The organism is Streptomyces sp. CRCS-T-1, assembly GCF_024442335.1.
GTDB lineage: Bacteria > Actinomycetota > Actinomycetes > Streptomycetales > Streptomycetaceae > Streptomyces > Streptomyces koelreuteriae.
In genome coordinates, this window is the sequence record NZ_CP101651.1 from 3,673,578 (window position 1) to 3,689,738 (window position 16,161).

Genomic DNA, 16,161 nt, shown 5'->3' on the forward strand with positions numbered 1-16,161 from the left:
CCCATTCCCACCCCTCACAAGATGCCGACCAGTCATCAGGAAACATAGATCCACTTCACTCTTTGACACATAGGCTGCCCTGTATGGCATCGGGACACGGCAGCACCTCGCTTCAGCTCTACCTCGTCGGCATCGGTGAGGTCCTGCGCAACAATCGCCTGGTCGTTCCCCAGTTCCAGCGCTCGTACTGTTGGAAGGTAGAGCAGGAGGTCCTCGACTACTGGACCGACCTGAGCCGGGCGATCAATGGCGGGGCGAAGGAGGAGTACTTCTTCGGCACGATCGTGATCACCCAGGACGGCGACGGGACTCGGAAGCGGATCATCGACGGCCAGCAGCGGCTGGTCACCTCCTCCCTCCTGATCGCTGCCATCCGCGACGAGCTGCGAACCCTGGAGGGGAACCTGATCAAGGCGGACGACTCCCAGGCTGTAGGCATCAGCCGCACCTTCCTAGCCAGCAAGGCATGGAACGACAGGTACGCGGAGCCACACCTCAAGCTCAATGAGAGCGACAACCCCGACTTCCTCGGGATCACCACCGGGACCGCGCTCCCGGGGAAACCTTCAAGGACCGACTCCGACATCGTCAAGGCGTACCGGTTCTTCCGGGAGAAGGTCTCGCAGTTCCGCAGCTTGCATGGGATGGACGCGGCCAACGTCCTCGAGAAATGGGTGAGCTACATCCAGCACCGGGCGCAGCTCGCCGTGGTCGAGACCCCGACCGAGGCAGACGCCTACGTGATCTTCGAGACCCTCAACAACCGAGGCGCCGACCTGACCACCGCAGACCTCCTGAAGAACCACCTCTTCGGAGCCGCCGGCGAGCAGCAGAACCTCAACGCAGTGCGGAACAACTGGCACCAGTCACTTGGAACGCTCCAGCTCGGGGCTGCCGATGCGAAGTTCACCAAGTTCCTGCGCCACTACTGGAGCTCGAAGGTCGGCAAGATCACCGAGCGCGATCTCTACGCGGAAATGCGCAAGGAGGTGACCCACCGACAGGAGGCGCTGCAGTTCTCGGAGAACCTCCTGTCAGCCGCACACGCCTACACCGCGCTCTCCAACCCGGAGAGCGACTTCTGGGCGACCAAGTGCAGTGGCAACGGTCACCGTCCCGCTCTCGACACACTCGCCATATTCGACCTGGTTCCCAACAAGATCCTCCTGCTGGCAGCAGTCGAGCATTTCCACTCCCACGAGCTCGAGAAGCTCCTCCGGGCCATGGTGAACTGGTCAGTGCGCGGCATGATCATGAGCATGATGAACCGCGGTCGATTCGAAGACCAGTACTCCCAGATCGCGGTCGCCATCCGGAAGGGCGAGGTCACCACCACCGCGCAGGTCCGACTGCGCGTCGAGGACCTCATCCCCTCCGACACCGATTTCAGAGAGCAGTTCGCGCTCGCCACCGTAGGAAGAAGCGATTCCAAGCTTGCCCGGTACTACCTGAGCGCCCTGGAGACGACAAGGCGAAAGGAATCCCAGCCGGAGTTCGTCCCCAACAGCAACCCGAGCCAGGTCAACCTGGAGCACGTGTTCCCTCAGAACGCCAAGGAAGCCGACTGGGAGGACTTCATCAAGATGAGTGGGAACAAGCAGGACGCCGCCAGCTGGGTCTACCGCATTGGCAACATGGTGCTCCTGCAGACTGGAGCGAACTCCAAGATCGGGAACAAGCCGTTCATCGAAAAGGTCGAGGTCTTCAAAGAGTCGGGCTTCGAGCTGACCAGAAAGATCAGCGAGAAGAGCGAGTGGACCCCAGACAGCATCCGACTTCGGCAGACCGTCCTTGCCGGACTCGCAGTCAAGACCTGGCCGCGCTGACGCAGAAATCACCAGGAGTGGCAGCCGAAAGGCTTCCGGCTGCCACTCCTGCCGTGAAAGAAGCAGCTTTACCAGTCCAGATCAGCGCTGGCGAGGATGTCGCCAACATCGTCCTTCTCTTCCTCCAGCGGCGGCGTCCTAAGCCCCTCGAGGACGAGGTTCGAGATGATCGTGTCGAGATCCTGGTCGGACTGACGGTTTATAAGAGTCTGCAGGTGGGACAGGCCGGCGTTCGCGTACTCCTCGAAGATGAGGACCCGCTCAGGCTGGCGGTCCGCGCTGAGGATCTTCGGGTCGTCGGGGCACTCGACGGCTCCGAGCATGTCGAGGAGCACCTCCCCGTAGTCACGGCTCTCCATGAGCGCGAGGCGGATCGGCTCATCAGCCTGGTCGAACGGCTTGCGCTCGCCTCGACGGCGGCCGAGCAGCGCGGCGAACATCATCGCCTCGACCATGGTCGCGAACGTCCCGGTCTTTCTGTCGGTGAGCTTACCGAGTAGGTCCTCATGCGCGTGAGGCCGGCGGAATCGGTCCGTGTAGGCCATCAGAAGGTCACCTTCTCCAGAACAGTGTGCTCGAAGTCGCCGTGTGACACGTACGGAACCTGACGGTTATTGATCACGATCGTCTCTTCGCCCGCCGACTGGTTCGGCGTGTAAGAGCGCAGTACGTACATCCGGTTGGCAGCCTGTTGGAGGTTCTCCAGGACCTTGCCCCGCGCCTGCGACTGCGAGAGCAGGGTGATGATCTGAGATGTGAGCGCCGGCAGGGCTTTGGAGATCTCTTCCTGATAGGTCAGGTCGAGGCTGCCGAAGGGGGCGTCCATGACGACCGGGTAGACACCGCCGCTGCCGGTCTCGATAGTCGCCTCCCCCCTGTTCTTCTTTCGGGCACTGATGTTCCTGGCAACCTCGGAGACCGCGCCGACGAAACTGAGGCCGAGGATCTGGTTCTCACCGGTGGAGCGGATGGCCACTCCGCTCGCGGTGTGCAGCTCCAGCTCGAAGTCGTCATTCAGCTCGGGTACGTAGCTCTTGATGAAGATCCGGGAGAAGACTTCCTTGACCTTCTTGTCGAGCTGGTCCCGGACCTCCTCGGTTTTGATCTCGAGGATCTCCTTCAGGGCGGCACGCACCTTCTCGACGAGCTCGACCTGTTCCTGAACCTTGCGGGCTTTCTCGCTCTTGACCTCAGCCTTCCGGTACTGACGGCCTGTGGCCTCTGCCTCCTGCTTGATCGAGGTGACCTTGTTCTCAGCCTCCTTGTGCGCGACACGGGCGTCGGTCTCTTTGGAGGCGTAGTTCTTTCGGCGCTCGATGAGGCGCTGGACGTCCTGGATGTTCACTCCCTCCAGCTGCCGATCGACATCGGAGCGTTCCGCTTCAAGCTCGCTGATCTCGGCGTCTGCCTTTTGAATGTCGGAAGCATTGAGGGTGAGCTGCTCCAGGATCTCCTGGCGCCTCTCCTCCAGGTTCTTCATCTTGCCGCTGACCCGCATCCAGCTCTCCTGGACGTCCTCGAGACCGGCGTTGTACTTGCGCTTGTCCAGCTCCACATACTCCTGGGTCCCCTCGCGGACCTCACGGCCGCACATGCACAGCTGGGCTTCGAGGATGTCCTCGATGAAGCTGCGCTGGATGCCTGCGGGCAGCTGACGGCGCTCTCGCATGTCGTCCGCGAGCTCAATCACCTTGGTGTCGATCCCACTGGTCAAAGCCAGGAAGCCGTGCCGCGACAGCAGCTCACGCTTGCGGCTCTTGTACTCCATGTGCCGGTCGTGCGCGGCCTTGATCCGACGGGTCAGCGAGTCCCGCTTCTTCTGGAGCGGCTCCGCCTCCCTGTTCTGGAGCAGGGCGCGGTCAATGGACTGGACTTCTTTCTGGAAGGCGCTGATCTCGCTGGAGAGGCGCAGCATCTCTGCCACCTCTTCCTTCTCGCGGGTGGCGAGGTGGTCCATGTGGTCGGACAGCTGCTTCAGCCTGCTGTCCTCCTTGGAGTCGATCTCGCTGGCGAGCTTTCGGGAGACCTTCGGCAGGTCCTCCAGAGCACGCTCGATAGCCTCCAAGTCCAAAAGGGTCTTGATAGCCTTCTGGACCTCCTGATTCTTTCCTTCGCCTTCCCGCTTCACATCGCCGGAGAACATCTTCTCCATGCGCTCACCGTTGAAGAAGAAGAACTGACGCAGGCCCTTGGGTAGGATCTTCTCGATCCGGTCCTGGCCGTTGAGGATGCTCTGGGCTTCGCCGTCCGTCCCGATCTCCGTGACCGTCAGCTCAGGCTCGACGGGCTCCTGCTCCGCCTTCTCCTTGATAACGGTGACGTGCCGGACCACGGAGAACCGGGTCCCGTCGTGCTCGAAGTCCAGCCGAACCGAGGCCGTGGCGTCCTCACCGAACGCGGTATCCGCCCATGCCTTGTCGTGAATGACGCGATGCTGCTGTTCCACGTCCTCCGAGAAGGTGCCGTAGAGGGCCCAGGCAAATGCGTTGAGCAAAGTTGTCTTGCCGGCACCGTTGTTCCCGAAGACGAGGACAGCGGGCTTTCCCTCCTCGACAGACAAGTCGAGAACCTGCTCACTGTAAAAGGCGCGGAAGTTGTTCAGCGTCAGCTTGAGCAGCTTCACTTGGTCAGCTCCCTCACGGCGTCGACGATCTTCGGGACGACCTTGGTCGTCTCCCTGATGTGGATGTTTTCGGTCTCCAGGTCGATGACCTTCTGGACGAGAATCTTGGCTTCCCGTGGCAGATCGTTCAGGACGTCACGCACCGTTCGTGCGGGAGGCTGGCCAGCTGTTTCATCGCTCACGGGTTGCTCCTGGTTCGAGTTAGCGGTACAGAAGGAATGGGGGTACCTGCGGGGCTCAGGTGTCGAAGAGGCCGTAGCGCTCGCGCACAGGGCGGAGGGCATTGAGGGTGTCCCCCTCGTTGTCAGCGAGGTGGGCGAACTCTTCGACGCGAGCCAGCTCGCGACGGAGCAGGCTGCGTTCGGTCTCGTACTGAATCGCGTCCCCGCCCGCGGGCGGCACGACGACGAAGTCGATGATGTCCGCGCGCTCTTTGCCAGGTGCCTTACGCAGGACGCGGCCGCGGCGCTGGATGAACTGGCGAGGGTTGGAGGAACTCGACAGGAGGTAGGCGGTCCGGGAGGCCGGGACGTCCACGCCTTCGTCCAGGCAGCGCATGGAGGAGATGACCTGGAGCTCGTTGTTCTCGAAGCGGCGCAGGATGTCTAGGCGGGCCGAGCGCTTCGTCTCCGAGGTGTAGCGGGCAGCGGGCATGTGCAGCTCGTTGCCGACCACCTCCATAACCTGGTCAATCTGGCGCGGGCCGTCGGTGCCGTGTTCGTAGAGAAGGGGGTGCTTGCCCTCGGCGCAGTAGATCAGCTGGTGGCTGGTGTCCCGGCGCCTCTCGATCTCCGCATGGAGGATCTCCAGCTTGCCGCGGGCGTGGCCGATGATGTCGGCGCGCTTCTTCAAAAGTCGGCCGAGCGGGCTGTCCCGATCGGCGGTCTCCTTCAGGTCTGTGCCGGCCGCGATCAGGCGGGCGATCTTTGCGCTGGTCTCTGCGTACAGCTCGGCTTCTTCGTCGTCCAGCTCCACGAGGATGGGCGTGTAGGTGTAGCGGCACAGGGCGCCGCGGCGGATGGCTTCGCCGATGCCCATCTCGAAGACGACTCGGTCGAAGTAGTCGGTGAGGGCGTCGGTGCCCTCCTCATCGAACCAGCGCTCCGGGGTGGCGGAGAGGCCGAGGCGGTACTGGGCTTTCTCTGGGAGGCAGGTACGCAGGTGCGCGGCGCCGAGGTTGTGGGCCTCGTCCGCGATGAGGAGGAGGTGCCCCTGGTAGGAGCTGAGCAGGTTCTGGAAGGCATCGCCGCCGAAGGTGGCGTTGGTGGTGACGATGACGCCGCCTCGGGTACCGCCGAGGGCGATGTTCTGGAGCAGGCTGTGAGCGCGCGGGGACCATTTGCTGGTCGCCTCGTAGGCCCGCAACGGCGTCACGCCGAACCACTCAACGTCCTTGGCCCATTGGTCGACGAGATGCTGGTACGGGGCCACTACGACCGTGAGTAGCGAGGCGGACGCATCATTCTTCCGAAGGAGCGTGCCGAGCTGGGAGGCGGCGGAAAGCGCGGTCAGGGTTTTGCCTGTGCCTGTGGCCATGCGAAGAATGCCTCGGCACTGGTTGCGAAACCAGTTCTGGACAGCTTCCTTCTGGTAGTCGCGAACCTTCAGGCTGGGCGGGATCGCGAGCGTGCCAGGTGGGGGCAGCGGGGCGGTGCGGATGGGGGTTCCGCCGGTCGGGAGGTCGTCCAGCTCGTACTGGTCGGCGGTGGCCCGGGCGCTGCGCTCGACGATCACCTTGGCGGCCTCGGTGAACGCGATGACACGCAGCAACTGCGTGCGGTTCTCCCAGAGGTCATCGAAGTCCTTGCTAATGCGCGCGGCCCGGCGTGCATCGCTCGGGTCCCAGCTCCGGTAAACCTCGATCGCCTCGAAGTTGCCGACGAGACCGGAGCGAGTCTCGTTGGCGCTGCCCTTGAAGGCGATGACGTCTCGGCCATCCCGGAAGACACCGATCTTCTCGTGGTACATGCCGACGCGGCCACGCTCTTCGACATAGGCCAGCTTGAAGTCGACTCGGTTCTCGGCGACCAGTTGTCCGAGCTTGCCGAGTCCGCGGGCTGCCCGCGCGTCCTCGACCGCCTGCTCCAGGTCGCGAAGGGCAGCACGCTGGAGGACTTCGCGCAGCTCGTAGCCGTCCTCGATGTCCTTGATGTCGGCCGGGTCAAGGTAAGGGGAGGCTATGATCCGCATGGTGCCGCCGCGCGCGGTGAACTCGTCGATTCCCTGCCCGAGCGTGGCGATCACGGACGCAGCGAAGTAGCCCACAGCCCGGTCGTAGGCGCTGGAGGCGGCGAGGGCAGGCAGGTAGAAGTCCTCGACAAGGTTGCTGCGGTCGCTGCGGTAGTCGGACTCCGCGCCACAGTCGCGGAGGAAAGGGGAAGCCGCCATCAGATCAACCCCAGGTGGTCCATGAGGTCGTCCACGTTGGGGGCCTCGTCGACGGGGCGGGGCCGCTGCTCGGCCGACGCGTCGGTCTCAGCGGTGCGGGCTGCGGGTACAGCGGCTTCCTCGGTGCCAGTGTCCAGGTCTTCACCTATACGGCGGACGATCCCTCCACGTGCAGTGAAGGGCGCATTGGACATGGCGGCCCGCAGGCTCGACTCCTTGATGTCGAAGTCTCGGCGGAGCAGCGCCACGACCTTGTCTGCCTCAACCTGGCCGCCGTGCGCATCGACCATGTCAGAGATCAGTTCCTTGATCGGCTTGTACACCGGGAGACGCCACTCGGTCAGCGCCCACTGGTTCCGCTGGCTCCGGCTGAAGCGGGCATCCCCTTCGATCTGCTGCCGCAGATACTGGATCCCGATGGTGGCGCCCGTGCGTTCCTTCAGCTCCTCGACAGTCAGCGGGGTGTCCGCCTCGCGCAAGGCAGCCTCCACATTGTCGAGGCGCTCGCGCTCACGCTGAAGCCCGCCGCGCGAGCCGACGCCGCTGGCGGCCTCTGTGGTCGAGGCGGATGCTGCTCCTTCTCGGGAGGACAGTCCCCGGGCCGGGATCGCTGCAGCGGAGGGTGCAGTCGTGTCGGCCGAACCGTCCTGGAGGCACCAGGCTCCCCTGGCCGTGATCGCGAAGCGCGCGTCCGTGAAGAGCGCCTCTGCCACCTCTCCCTGCGGCACGACTCCGTCCAGTGCACCCTCGATGAGCGAGGTGCTCATGCCCTCAGTGCAACCTTCGAGGAGCTGCGCGATGAGGTCTCCGGGCGACGCCTCCAGACCCGCTTCGCCGGCATCCGCCAGCGCGCCTGCAAGCGGAATGGATCCGCCACTCTCTGCTTCCCTGTTTTTGACTTCCTCGGTTGCGCCCGAAGGGCTATTACCCTCCGTAGCATTCTGCTCTGCCGAGGTTCCTTCGCCTCGCATTGCTCGACGCCGTTCGGAATCGGTGGAGCGATCCGGCACAACCCAGCCCTCGCCAGCCTTGAAGGTGGTGTCGCGGAGCATGCGGGAGACTACTCCAAGCTCTCCGTCTACCGTCTTCGCCTCACCAAGAATGTCACCGAGAGTAATAACTCTCTCGCCGTTCTTATTTACTAGGAGGAGGGCGAAGAGCTGCTCGATCAGCTCGGACAGCCCGTCTGAGACGGCGGCGGTCTCAGTCGGCTGTGGCAACGAGATCTGGTTGCCCTCGTGGTGAAGACCGCAGTAGATCAGCCACTGACGCAGGGTGTCGAGATCGCTGGGGACAGGCACCTGGCGTGCCTCCAGGAGGGCGGAGGCTGCCGACAGGCTCATCACCTCTTCGACATCAAGATCAAGGGCTCTCACCGTGGCGGCGCCACACTCTCCCAGATCATTCATGAAGATCCACTGTCCGGTCGGGGACGCGGAGGAGGTGGTCGCATCCAGCCAGCGCATGCCGGTGAACAGGCGGAGGACGGTGAGCCTGTCCCCAATGTTCTCGCCAAGCCAGGCGTGGCGGTCCAGAAACGAACTGACGAGGCAAGGTTTCCGCAGGTCAAACTCCGCCTGCTCTATCCAGGCACGGAGTGTGGAATTTCCCTCGACACTGCGGTTGAACTCGTCCATGAGGAAGTTTCGGCACTGCCGCGCAGTCTCCCGAAGAAGGGCATGCTGAGCAGCAAGCTCGCCCAGCGGAACCGGGACCTCAGCGCAGAAGTGCTGCAGGATGAGGTCCCGGTTGAAGCTGCTGAGCCCCTTGTACCAACGGTCGAATGCGTTCATGGCCCTCAGAGGCAGGGGTCGACGAGGGTCAGCGCGCTGCGATCAGCCCCTCATCACACGCGGCGATCGGATTGCCGCCGGTCACCGCGCGCCAAAGACGTCATTGGCCCCTATGCCTCTCCCCCCTCCTGAGACACCAGCGAAAGCGCTGTCGCTTCAACGGTACAGGGGACGTCCTGAACGCATCCATGGTTCCTTGATCTGCAGCAGACCTAGACCGGCGGGCGTGGTTTCCTCAAGCCTCACGCCCGCCGTCCATGTAGCGAGCACCCCTCCAGATCGGGCCCGGGCCTGCATGCCCGATGGCCTGCTTCCGCCGATCTCAGCGGCAAGGGCTGGCTCCATCGAGCCGGTTGGCTGGGGCAATCCGCGAGGTCGGTCGTCGACGTCCTGGAGATGGCCGCGAACCTCGGCCATCTCCCGCCGATCAGCCTGATCTACCCAGCAGTCGGCTACGCCTCCGAGGTCCGCCAACTCACTTACAAGCACCCGACGCCCACCTGGGACGCCCTGCACTGATTCACCGGCGACGACGCATTCCCGCGGCCCCTCGTTCTCCGTGATCAACCGTTTTCGCACCCATGCCGCCGACCAGCGCACCGACACTGGCCGCCGTCACGGCCGAAGGACGCGAACGGTGGAACGCTGAGGCCGCCGCCCGCACCTTCCAGGCCAAGTACCGCCTGCACCAGCAAGTTGGTAGGGCAGCGGAGGGACAAGCAACAGAAAACCCTAGGTCACGATTCATGTGACCTAGGGTTTCTCTGAGCCGCCTTCGGGATTCGAACCCGAGACCTACGCATTACGAGTGCGTTGCTCTGGCCATCTGAGCTAAGGCGGCGCGCTGTCCGCACTATGGTGCGATCAGCAACGACGGTAAGTCTACACAGTTTCGAAGGGTGCTCCGTACCGGCCCCGGAGGGGGGCGCTCCGGGGCCGGGGGCTGCGGTTATGAGCAGCGCTTTCCGTCCTCGGGCGGGGTGCCTCGGAGGAGGTAGGCGTTGATCGTGCGGTCGATGCAGGCGCTGCCGCGGCCGTAGGCGGTGTGGCCGTCGCCCTCGTAGGTGAGGAGGCGGGCCGAGGAGAGCTGGCCGGCCAGGGCCTGGGCCCAGCGGTACGGGGTCGCCGGGTCTCGGGTGGTGCCGACCACCAGGATGGGGGCCGCGCCCTTCGCCTCGATGCGGCGCGGCTCACCCGCGGCGTGGACCGGCCAGTAGGCGCAGTTCAGCGACGCCCAGGCGAGGCCCTCGCCGAAGACGGGGGACGCCTTCTCGAAGTCCGGCAGCGCGCTGCGCACCTGGTCGGGGGTGTCGAAGGCGGGCGGGAGGTCCAGGCAGTTCACGGCCGCGTTGGCGAACATCAGGTTGCTGTAGGCGCCGTCGGCGTCACGCTCGTAGTAGCCGTCGGACAGGACGAGGAGTCCGGCGCCGTCGTCCTCCTTCATCGCGGAGGTCAGCGCCTCGCGCAGCTGTGGCCAGGCGCCCTCGTCGTACATGGCCGCGATCACACCGGTCGTGGCGAGCGACTCGGTGAGGCGGCGGCCGTCGGGGGCGCCGGTGGGGACGGGCTGGTCGTCCAGTTCCTCGAAGAACGACTTGAGGTTCTTGCCCACCTGCTCGGGCGAGGTGCCCGCGCCGCCCAGCGGGCAGTCGGTCTGCCGTACGCAGTCCCGCGCGAACGACCGGAACGCCGTGTCGAAGCCCGCCGTCTGTTCCAGGTTCAGCCGCCGCGCGGGCAGCGACGGGTCCATCGCGCCGTCCAGCACCAGCCGGCCCGCCCGGTCCGGGAAGAGCCCGGCGTACGTCGCCCCGAGGAACGTCCCGTACGAGGCGCCGACGTAGTTCAGCTTCTTGTCGCCCAGCGCCGCCCGCACGATGTCCATGTCCCGGGCCGCCTCCACGGTGGACACATGGCGCAGCAGCCTCGGCGCGTCAGCGCCGCAGCCCTCGGCGAACGTCCGGTACGCCGCGACCAGCCCGTCTCCCTCCTTCGCGTCGTCGGGCGTGATGTCCGTCTGCGTGTACCTGTCCATGTCCGGCCCGTCCAGACACTCGACGGGCTCGCTGCGGGCCACGCCGCGCGGGTCGACGGCCACCATGTCGTAGCGGGCCCGGACCTCGGCCGGGTAGCCGATGCCGGCGTACGACTCCATGTAGCCGATCGCCGAACCGCCCGGCCCGCCCGGGTTCACGAGCAGCGAGCCCAGCCGGTCGCCCGTGGCCTTCTTGCGGGCGACGGCGAGCCGGACGTCACCGGCGGACGGCCTGGCGTAGTCGAGCGGTGCCTTGATCGTGGCGCACTCGAAGCCGGGGACGCCACAGCCCCGCCACGCCGGCTTCTGCGCGTAGTACGACGTGAGCGCGGCGGGGACGGACTTCGGCAGCGCGGCCAGTGTCGCCGGCTCCGCCGCCGCCGAGGCCGCGGACGTCGTCGGGCTCCCCGAGGAGCAGGCGGAGACCAGCAGCGCGGCCGTGGCGAGGAGGCCGATCGCGGTCCTGACTCCGCCACGGGCCCTGCGGTGGGCGCCGCCGGAGCCCCCGCGCCGGGAAGCGGGGGTGGAGGCGGAGCGGAAGACCGAGCGGGAGGCGGTGCGGGGAGTGCGCCTTGTGTGCATTCAGCGAGCGTAACTCTGCGCGACGGAATGAGTGCCGTGCGTGCGTGTCGTGCCTCGTACGAGTTACAACGTCAATCCCCCAGGTTCCTCCGAGACCCCAGCGTGCCCCGACCGCACCGGGTGTCAGCCCGCTCTGAGCGCCATCGTCATCGCCTCCACCGCGAGCAGCGGCGCCACATTGCGGTCGAGCGCGTCACGGCAGCCGGCGATCGCCTCGATGCGGCGGAGCGTGGACTCCGGGGAGCTGCCACGGGCCAGGCGCTCCAGGGCGTCCTCGGCGTCCGCGTTGGCGATGGCCACGCGGGAGCCGAGCTGGAGGGCGAGGACATCGCGGTAGAAGGCGGTGAGGTCGGTGAGGGCGAGGTCGAGGCTGTCGCGCTGCGTGCGCGTTCTGCGGCGCTTCTGCTTGTCCTCCAGGTCCTTCATCACACCGGCCGTGCCACGCGGCATCCGGCCGCCCTGGGCGGCGCCGAGTGCGGCCTTCAGCTCCTCGGTCTCCTTGGTGTCCATCTCCTCGGCGAGCTGCTTGGCGTCCTCGGCGGCCGCGTCGACCAGCTCCTGGGCGGCCTTGAGCGCGCCGCCGACATCCTCGACGCGCAGCGGCATCCGCAGCACGGCGGCACGGCGCTCGCGAGCGGCCGGGTCGGTGGCCAGGCGGCGGGCCCGGTCGACATGGCCCTGGGTCGCGCGGGCCGCCGCGGCGGCGGCTTCCGGCTCGACGCCCTCGCGCCGTACGAGCATGTCGGCGACGGCGTCGACCGACGGCGTGCTCAGGTTCAGGTGGCGGCAGCGGGAGCGGATGGTCGGCAGGACGTCCTCGATGGAGGGGGCGCACAGCAGCCAGACCGTGCGGGGGGCGGGCTCCTCCACGGCCTTGAGGACGGCGTTGGCCGACTTCTCGTTCAGCCGCTCGGCGTCCTCGACGAGGATGATCTGCCAGCGGCCGTTCGCCGGCGAGGTGAACGACTTGCGGACGGTGTCGCGCATGTCGTCGGCGAGGATCTGCGAGCCGACCGCGGCGACGGTGGTGACGTCGGCGTGCGTGCCCACCAGTGCCGTGTGACATCCGTCGCAGAAGCCGCAGCCCGGGGAGCCGCCGAGGGCCCGGTCGGGGCTGACGCACTGCAGCGCCGCCGCGAAGGCCCGCGCCGCCTGGTTCCGCCCGGCTCCGGGCGGGCCCGTGAACAGCCACGCGTGGGTCATCTTCGACGCCTCGGGCGGAGGGGTGTCGGCCGTGGCCGCGGTGACCAGGGCGTCGGCGTCCCTGGCGGCAGCGCCCAGCTGCTCGCTCACCCTCGCCTGCCCGACGAGGTCGTCCCACACGGTCATGGGTCACGCCGCCCTTCCGTCACGTCCGCGTCCGCTTCCGCGAACCGTACTGCCGCGTCCGAGAACCGCTCTGCCGCGTCCGCGGACAGGCCTGCCCGCTGCGAGATCCATTGTGGGGCCGGCCACTGACAACCGGCTCCGGCCCTCAGAGGGCCGGAGCCGGTGATCTTGCCAACTGCCTGCCGGGCAGGGCCTCAGCGGCCCCGGCCCCTCCCCCGGCGTCCCCGGCCCTCGTCCGGGTCGTCGTCGTGCGGTCCGAGCAGCTCGTCCGCCAGCGACGGCAGGTCGTCCAGCGGCGTCTCCTCCGCCCAGTCGGACCGGCGGCGGCGCGGCTCGCCCTCGGCGTCGACCTGGGGCAGCTCACGCGTACGGTCATCGGTGCCGTCGGGGCGGGAGGCTGGCGAGTCGTCGCGGAAGTACCCGGGCGGAACCCGGTCCGCCGGTCCGTCCCCGCGTACGGGCGGTTCGTCCCCGCGTACGGGCGGCAGCACGGCCGTCTCGTCCTCTGCCCAGGTGGGCCTCTCCTCGGCCCCGGGGCGCACCGCGGGCAGCACCTCGGTCTCGTCGCCCGCCCGGGGAGAAACCGGCGGCAGCACCGCCGTCTCCTCGGCCGCCGTCGGCGGCACCGGCGGCTTCGGCAGCTCGGCCGTCACCTCGGCGTCGTCCCGCACCCGGCGCAGCACGGTCGTCTCGTCGACGGAACCGGAAGCAGAACCGGAACCGGAATCGGAACCGGAGGCAGCACCCGACCCGGACCCGGAGCCACCCGGAGCGTTCTCCGGCTTCACCACGGGCGTCGGCACCGTCGCCGCGTCCTGGCCGGCCGACGTACGGGAAGCATCCTGCGAAGCGGAACCCTGGCCAGAGCTCTGGGGAGAGCTCTGCGGGGAACTCTGGGTGGAGCTCTTCGGCCCTGCCTCCGCCGCCGCGGCCGCCGCCTCCGCCAGCCGTCGCGCCTCCTCGGCCCGCAGCAGCGCCGCCTCGGCCTTGCGCTGCTTCTCCAGGCGGAGCGCCTCGGCCTCGGCGCGCAGCCGGGCCTCTTCCTCGGCCTGCTTGCGGCGCCGGTCCTCCTCGGCCTTGCGGCGGGCCTCCTCCTCGGCCCGGGCCTTCTCCTCCGCGAGGAGCCGCGCCCGCTCCTCCTCGGCCTTCTTCTGCGCTTCCTCGGCCCGTCGCCGGGCCTCCTCCGCCTGCCGTTCGGCCTCGCGCCGCTGCGCCTCTTCCAGCTCGCGCCGCTTGCGCTCCTCCTCCTCGGCGCGCAGCCGGGCGAGCTGCTCCTGGCGCTCGCGCTCCAGGCGCTCCTCCTCGGCCTTGCGGGCGGCCTCTTCCTCGGCCTTGCGGCGGGCCTCCTCCTCGGCCTTCTTCCGCGCCTCCTCCTGGGCCTTGATCTCGGCCTCGGACAGCGGCAGCACCTGGTCGAGCCGGTGCCGGATGACGGTCGTGACGGCCTCGGGCTCCTGGCCGGCGTCCACCACCAGGTACCGCCCGGCGTCGGCCGCGGCCAGGGTGAGGAAACCGGACCGCACGCGCGCGTGGAACTCGGCGGGCTCCGACTCCAGCCGGTCGGGCGCCTCGGTGAACCGCTCGCGGGCGGTCTCCGGCGCGACGTCCAGCAGGACGGTCAGATGCGGCACGAGCCCGTTCGTGGCCCAGCGGTTGATCCGGGCGATCTCGGTCGGCGACAGGTCTCGGCCCGCGCCCTGGTAGGCCACGGAGGAGTCGATGTACCGGTCGGAGATGACGACCGCGCCGCGCTCCAGGGCGGGCCGTACGACGGTGTCGATGTGCTCGGCCCGGTCGGCCGCGTAGAGCAGCGCCTCGGCTCGGTGCGAGAGGCCCTCGCTGGACACGTCCAGCAGGATCGACCGCAGCCGCTTGCCCACCGGCGTCGCCCCCGGCTCGCGCGTCAGCACGACCTCGTGGCCCTTGCCGCGGATCCACTCGGCGAGCGCCTCGGCCTGCGTGGACTTGCCGGCCCCGTCGCCGCCCTCCAGGGCGATGAAGAAACCGGAGGTCGCGGACGCCTGGTCCGGGTCGTCGCCGCCGAGCAGCGCGTCCCGCAGGTCCTGCCGCAGCGGCACGCCGGAGCGGTCGTCGACCTTGGCCAGCACCAGCGCGGCGACCGGCAGCAGCAGGGCGCCGGCGAGCATCAGGGTGAAGGCCGCGCCGCCGTGCGCGAAGACGAACTTGCCGCTCTCCAGCCGGTGCGGCCCGATCGCCGCCGCCACCAGCGGCGCGATCACCGCGGCGAGCGCCACACAGACCCGGACGACCGCGTGCAGGTGCTCGGTCGTACGGGGCCGCCGGAACTCCTCGGCCTCCTGGTCGAGCAGCGTGTGCCCGATGTTGGCGGAGATACCCGCGCCGACACCGGCCAGGGCGAGGATCAGCAGCACGGTGGTGACGTCCGGCACCAGCCCGGCGGCCAGCAGCGCGATACCGGTGAAGGCGATCACCAGCGCGAGCAGCCGGCGGCGCGACAGGGCGGGCAGCAGGGCGGGCGCCGTACGGATGCCGACGACGACACCGCCGGTCAGCACGCCCACGAACAGGCCGTAGAGCACCGGGCCGCCGCCCAGGTCCTTGGCGTGCAGCACGGCCACGGCGACGGCGGCGGACACCGCGGCGGCGACGGCCGCGCAGGCCAGCACCAGCAGCGGCATCGCGCCCGTGCGCCCCTTGTCGGCGCCGGCGGTGGTCTTCGGACGGCGCAGCCCCTCGAGCGGCGACCGCGCGCGGGGGGTGCGGGTGGCGGGCAGTTCGAGGAAGGTCAGTACGGAGAGGGAGGCGGCGAACAGCCCTGCCGCCACGTACGAGGCGAGGGCCGCCTGGTGCTGGCCGAACCAGTCGATGCCGACGCCCAGCAGATTGTTGAACAGGGCCGCGACGACGAGCACGACGGCCGCGAGCGGGATCGCGACGAAACCGGTGCGCAGCGAGAGCCGGCGCAGGGCGTCCAGGTGGTCGGGCAGCGGCCGGACCGTCGCGCCTTCCGGCGGGGGTGCGGGCAGCAGCGCGGGGGCCGCGCTCTCGCGGCACACCGTCCAGAAGCGCTCGGCGACTCCGGTCACGAAGGCCGTGACGAGGAGCATGGCCAGCGCGTCCTCGGGCATCCAGTCGATCCACAGCGGCGCGATGATGAGCAGCACGGCACGCAGCCCGTCCGCGCCGACCATGGTCCAGCGGCGGTCGAGCGGGCCGTCCTGCGAGGTGAGCGCCGTGAGCGGACCGAGGAGCACGGCGCCGAAGAGGAGCGTCGCGAGGATGCGCACCCCGAAAACGGTCGCCACTGCGAACGCCACGCCTCGGTAGCCGCCCCCGAACGCACCCTCGGCGACAGCCGCCTGGAGGGTGAGCAGGACCAGCACGAGAAGGGCCAGGGTGTCGCCCACACCGCCCACGAGCTGTGCGCTCCAGAGCCGCTTCAACTGCGGACGGCGCAGCAGGGCGCGGACGGCGCGCTCGCGGGAGTCCGCGACCAGGGCATCGTCGGGGGCCGGCGGAGAGGCCGTGGGGTGCTCGGCTCGCGTCATGCGTTCAGCCTATCGGGAGCCACCGACAGCCTGGAGGGCCCGGTCTGACATGCGCACG

10 protein-coding genes and 1 tRNA gene are annotated in these 16,161 nt (G+C 68.1%); 2 read left to right on the forward strand and 9 right to left on the reverse strand.

Going from position 1 to position 16,161, the window contains the following annotated elements; translation table 11 throughout:
• The first annotated feature begins 83 nt into the window (after positions 1 to 83).
• Positions 84 to 1,826, forward strand: a complete 1,743-nt coding sequence (locus tag NNW99_RS16425) for a DUF262 domain-containing protein (RefSeq protein ID WP_215119896.1) — start codon at positions 84 to 86, stop codon at positions 1,824 to 1,826.
• Positions 1,827 to 1,894: 68 nt separating this feature from the next.
• Here the strand turns inward: NNW99_RS16425 and NNW99_RS16430 are convergent, their stop codons facing one another.
• Genes NNW99_RS16430 through NNW99_RS16450 form a run of 5 tightly spaced genes read right to left on the reverse strand, consistent with a single transcriptional unit; the run spans position 1,895 to position 8,630 of the window.
• The gene (locus NNW99_RS16430) at positions 1,895 to 2,371 is read right to left on the reverse strand and encodes a DNA phosphorothioation-associated protein 4 (protein ID WP_215119897.1); all 477 of its coding nucleotides are present in this window, start codon (positions 2,369 to 2,371) and stop codon (positions 1,895 to 1,897) included.
• A complete protein-coding gene (locus NNW99_RS16435) occupies positions 2,371 to 4,449 on the reverse strand; it encodes an AAA family ATPase (RefSeq protein ID WP_215119898.1) in 2,079 nt (692 codons plus the stop codon). Before NNW99_RS16435 ends, NNW99_RS16430 begins: the two co-directional genes overlap by 1 nt.
• Positions 4,446 to 4,631 carry a hypothetical protein gene (locus tag NNW99_RS16440; RefSeq protein WP_215119899.1) on the reverse strand — a complete coding sequence of 62 codons (186 nt, stop codon included), beginning with the start codon at positions 4,629 to 4,631 and terminating at the stop codon, positions 4,446 to 4,448. The genes NNW99_RS16435 and NNW99_RS16440 overlap by 4 nt, the downstream gene beginning before the upstream one ends.
• A 55-nt stretch (positions 4,632 to 4,686) precedes the next feature.
• The gene (locus NNW99_RS16445; RefSeq protein WP_215119900.1) at positions 4,687 to 6,837 is read right to left on the reverse strand and encodes a DEAD/DEAH box helicase family protein; all 2,151 of its coding nucleotides are present in this window, start codon (positions 6,835 to 6,837) and stop codon (positions 4,687 to 4,689) included.
• Positions 6,837 to 8,630, reverse strand: coding sequence for a hypothetical protein (locus NNW99_RS16450; protein WP_215119901.1), 1,794 nt, complete (start codon positions 8,628 to 8,630; stop codon positions 6,837 to 6,839). Before NNW99_RS16450 ends, NNW99_RS16445 begins: the two co-directional genes overlap by 1 nt.
• 396 nt (positions 8,631 to 9,026) lie before the next feature.
• Here NNW99_RS16450 and NNW99_RS16455 point away from each other — a divergent pair, with 396 nt between their 5' ends.
• Positions 9,027 to 9,149 carry a hypothetical protein gene (locus NNW99_RS16455; RefSeq protein ID WP_255961287.1) on the forward strand — a complete coding sequence of 41 codons (123 nt, stop codon included), beginning with the start codon at positions 9,027 to 9,029 and terminating at the stop codon, positions 9,147 to 9,149.
• A 248-nt stretch (positions 9,150 to 9,397) separates the two neighbouring features.
• Here the strand turns inward: NNW99_RS16455 and NNW99_RS16460 are convergent.
• The 4 genes from NNW99_RS16460 to tmk form a co-directional block, all read right to left on the reverse strand.
• Positions 9,398 to 9,471, reverse strand: a tRNA-Thr gene (locus NNW99_RS16460).
• Between the two features lie 108 nt (positions 9,472 to 9,579).
• Positions 9,580 to 11,244, reverse strand: coding sequence for an alpha/beta hydrolase (locus NNW99_RS16465; protein ID WP_215119902.1), 1,665 nt, complete (start codon positions 11,242 to 11,244; stop codon positions 9,580 to 9,582).
• 123 nt (positions 11,245 to 11,367) lie between these two features.
• Positions 11,368 to 12,573 (reverse strand): DNA polymerase III subunit delta', encoded by a 1,206-nt coding sequence (locus tag NNW99_RS16470; RefSeq protein ID WP_215119903.1) that lies wholly within the window; start codon positions 12,571 to 12,573, stop codon positions 11,368 to 11,370.
• A 194-nt stretch (positions 12,574 to 12,767) separates the two neighbouring features.
• A complete protein-coding gene (gene tmk, locus NNW99_RS16475; protein ID WP_215119904.1) occupies positions 12,768 to 16,103 on the reverse strand; it encodes a dTMP kinase in 3,336 nt (1,111 codons plus the stop codon).
• Positions 16,104 to 16,161 lie beyond the last annotated feature (58 nt).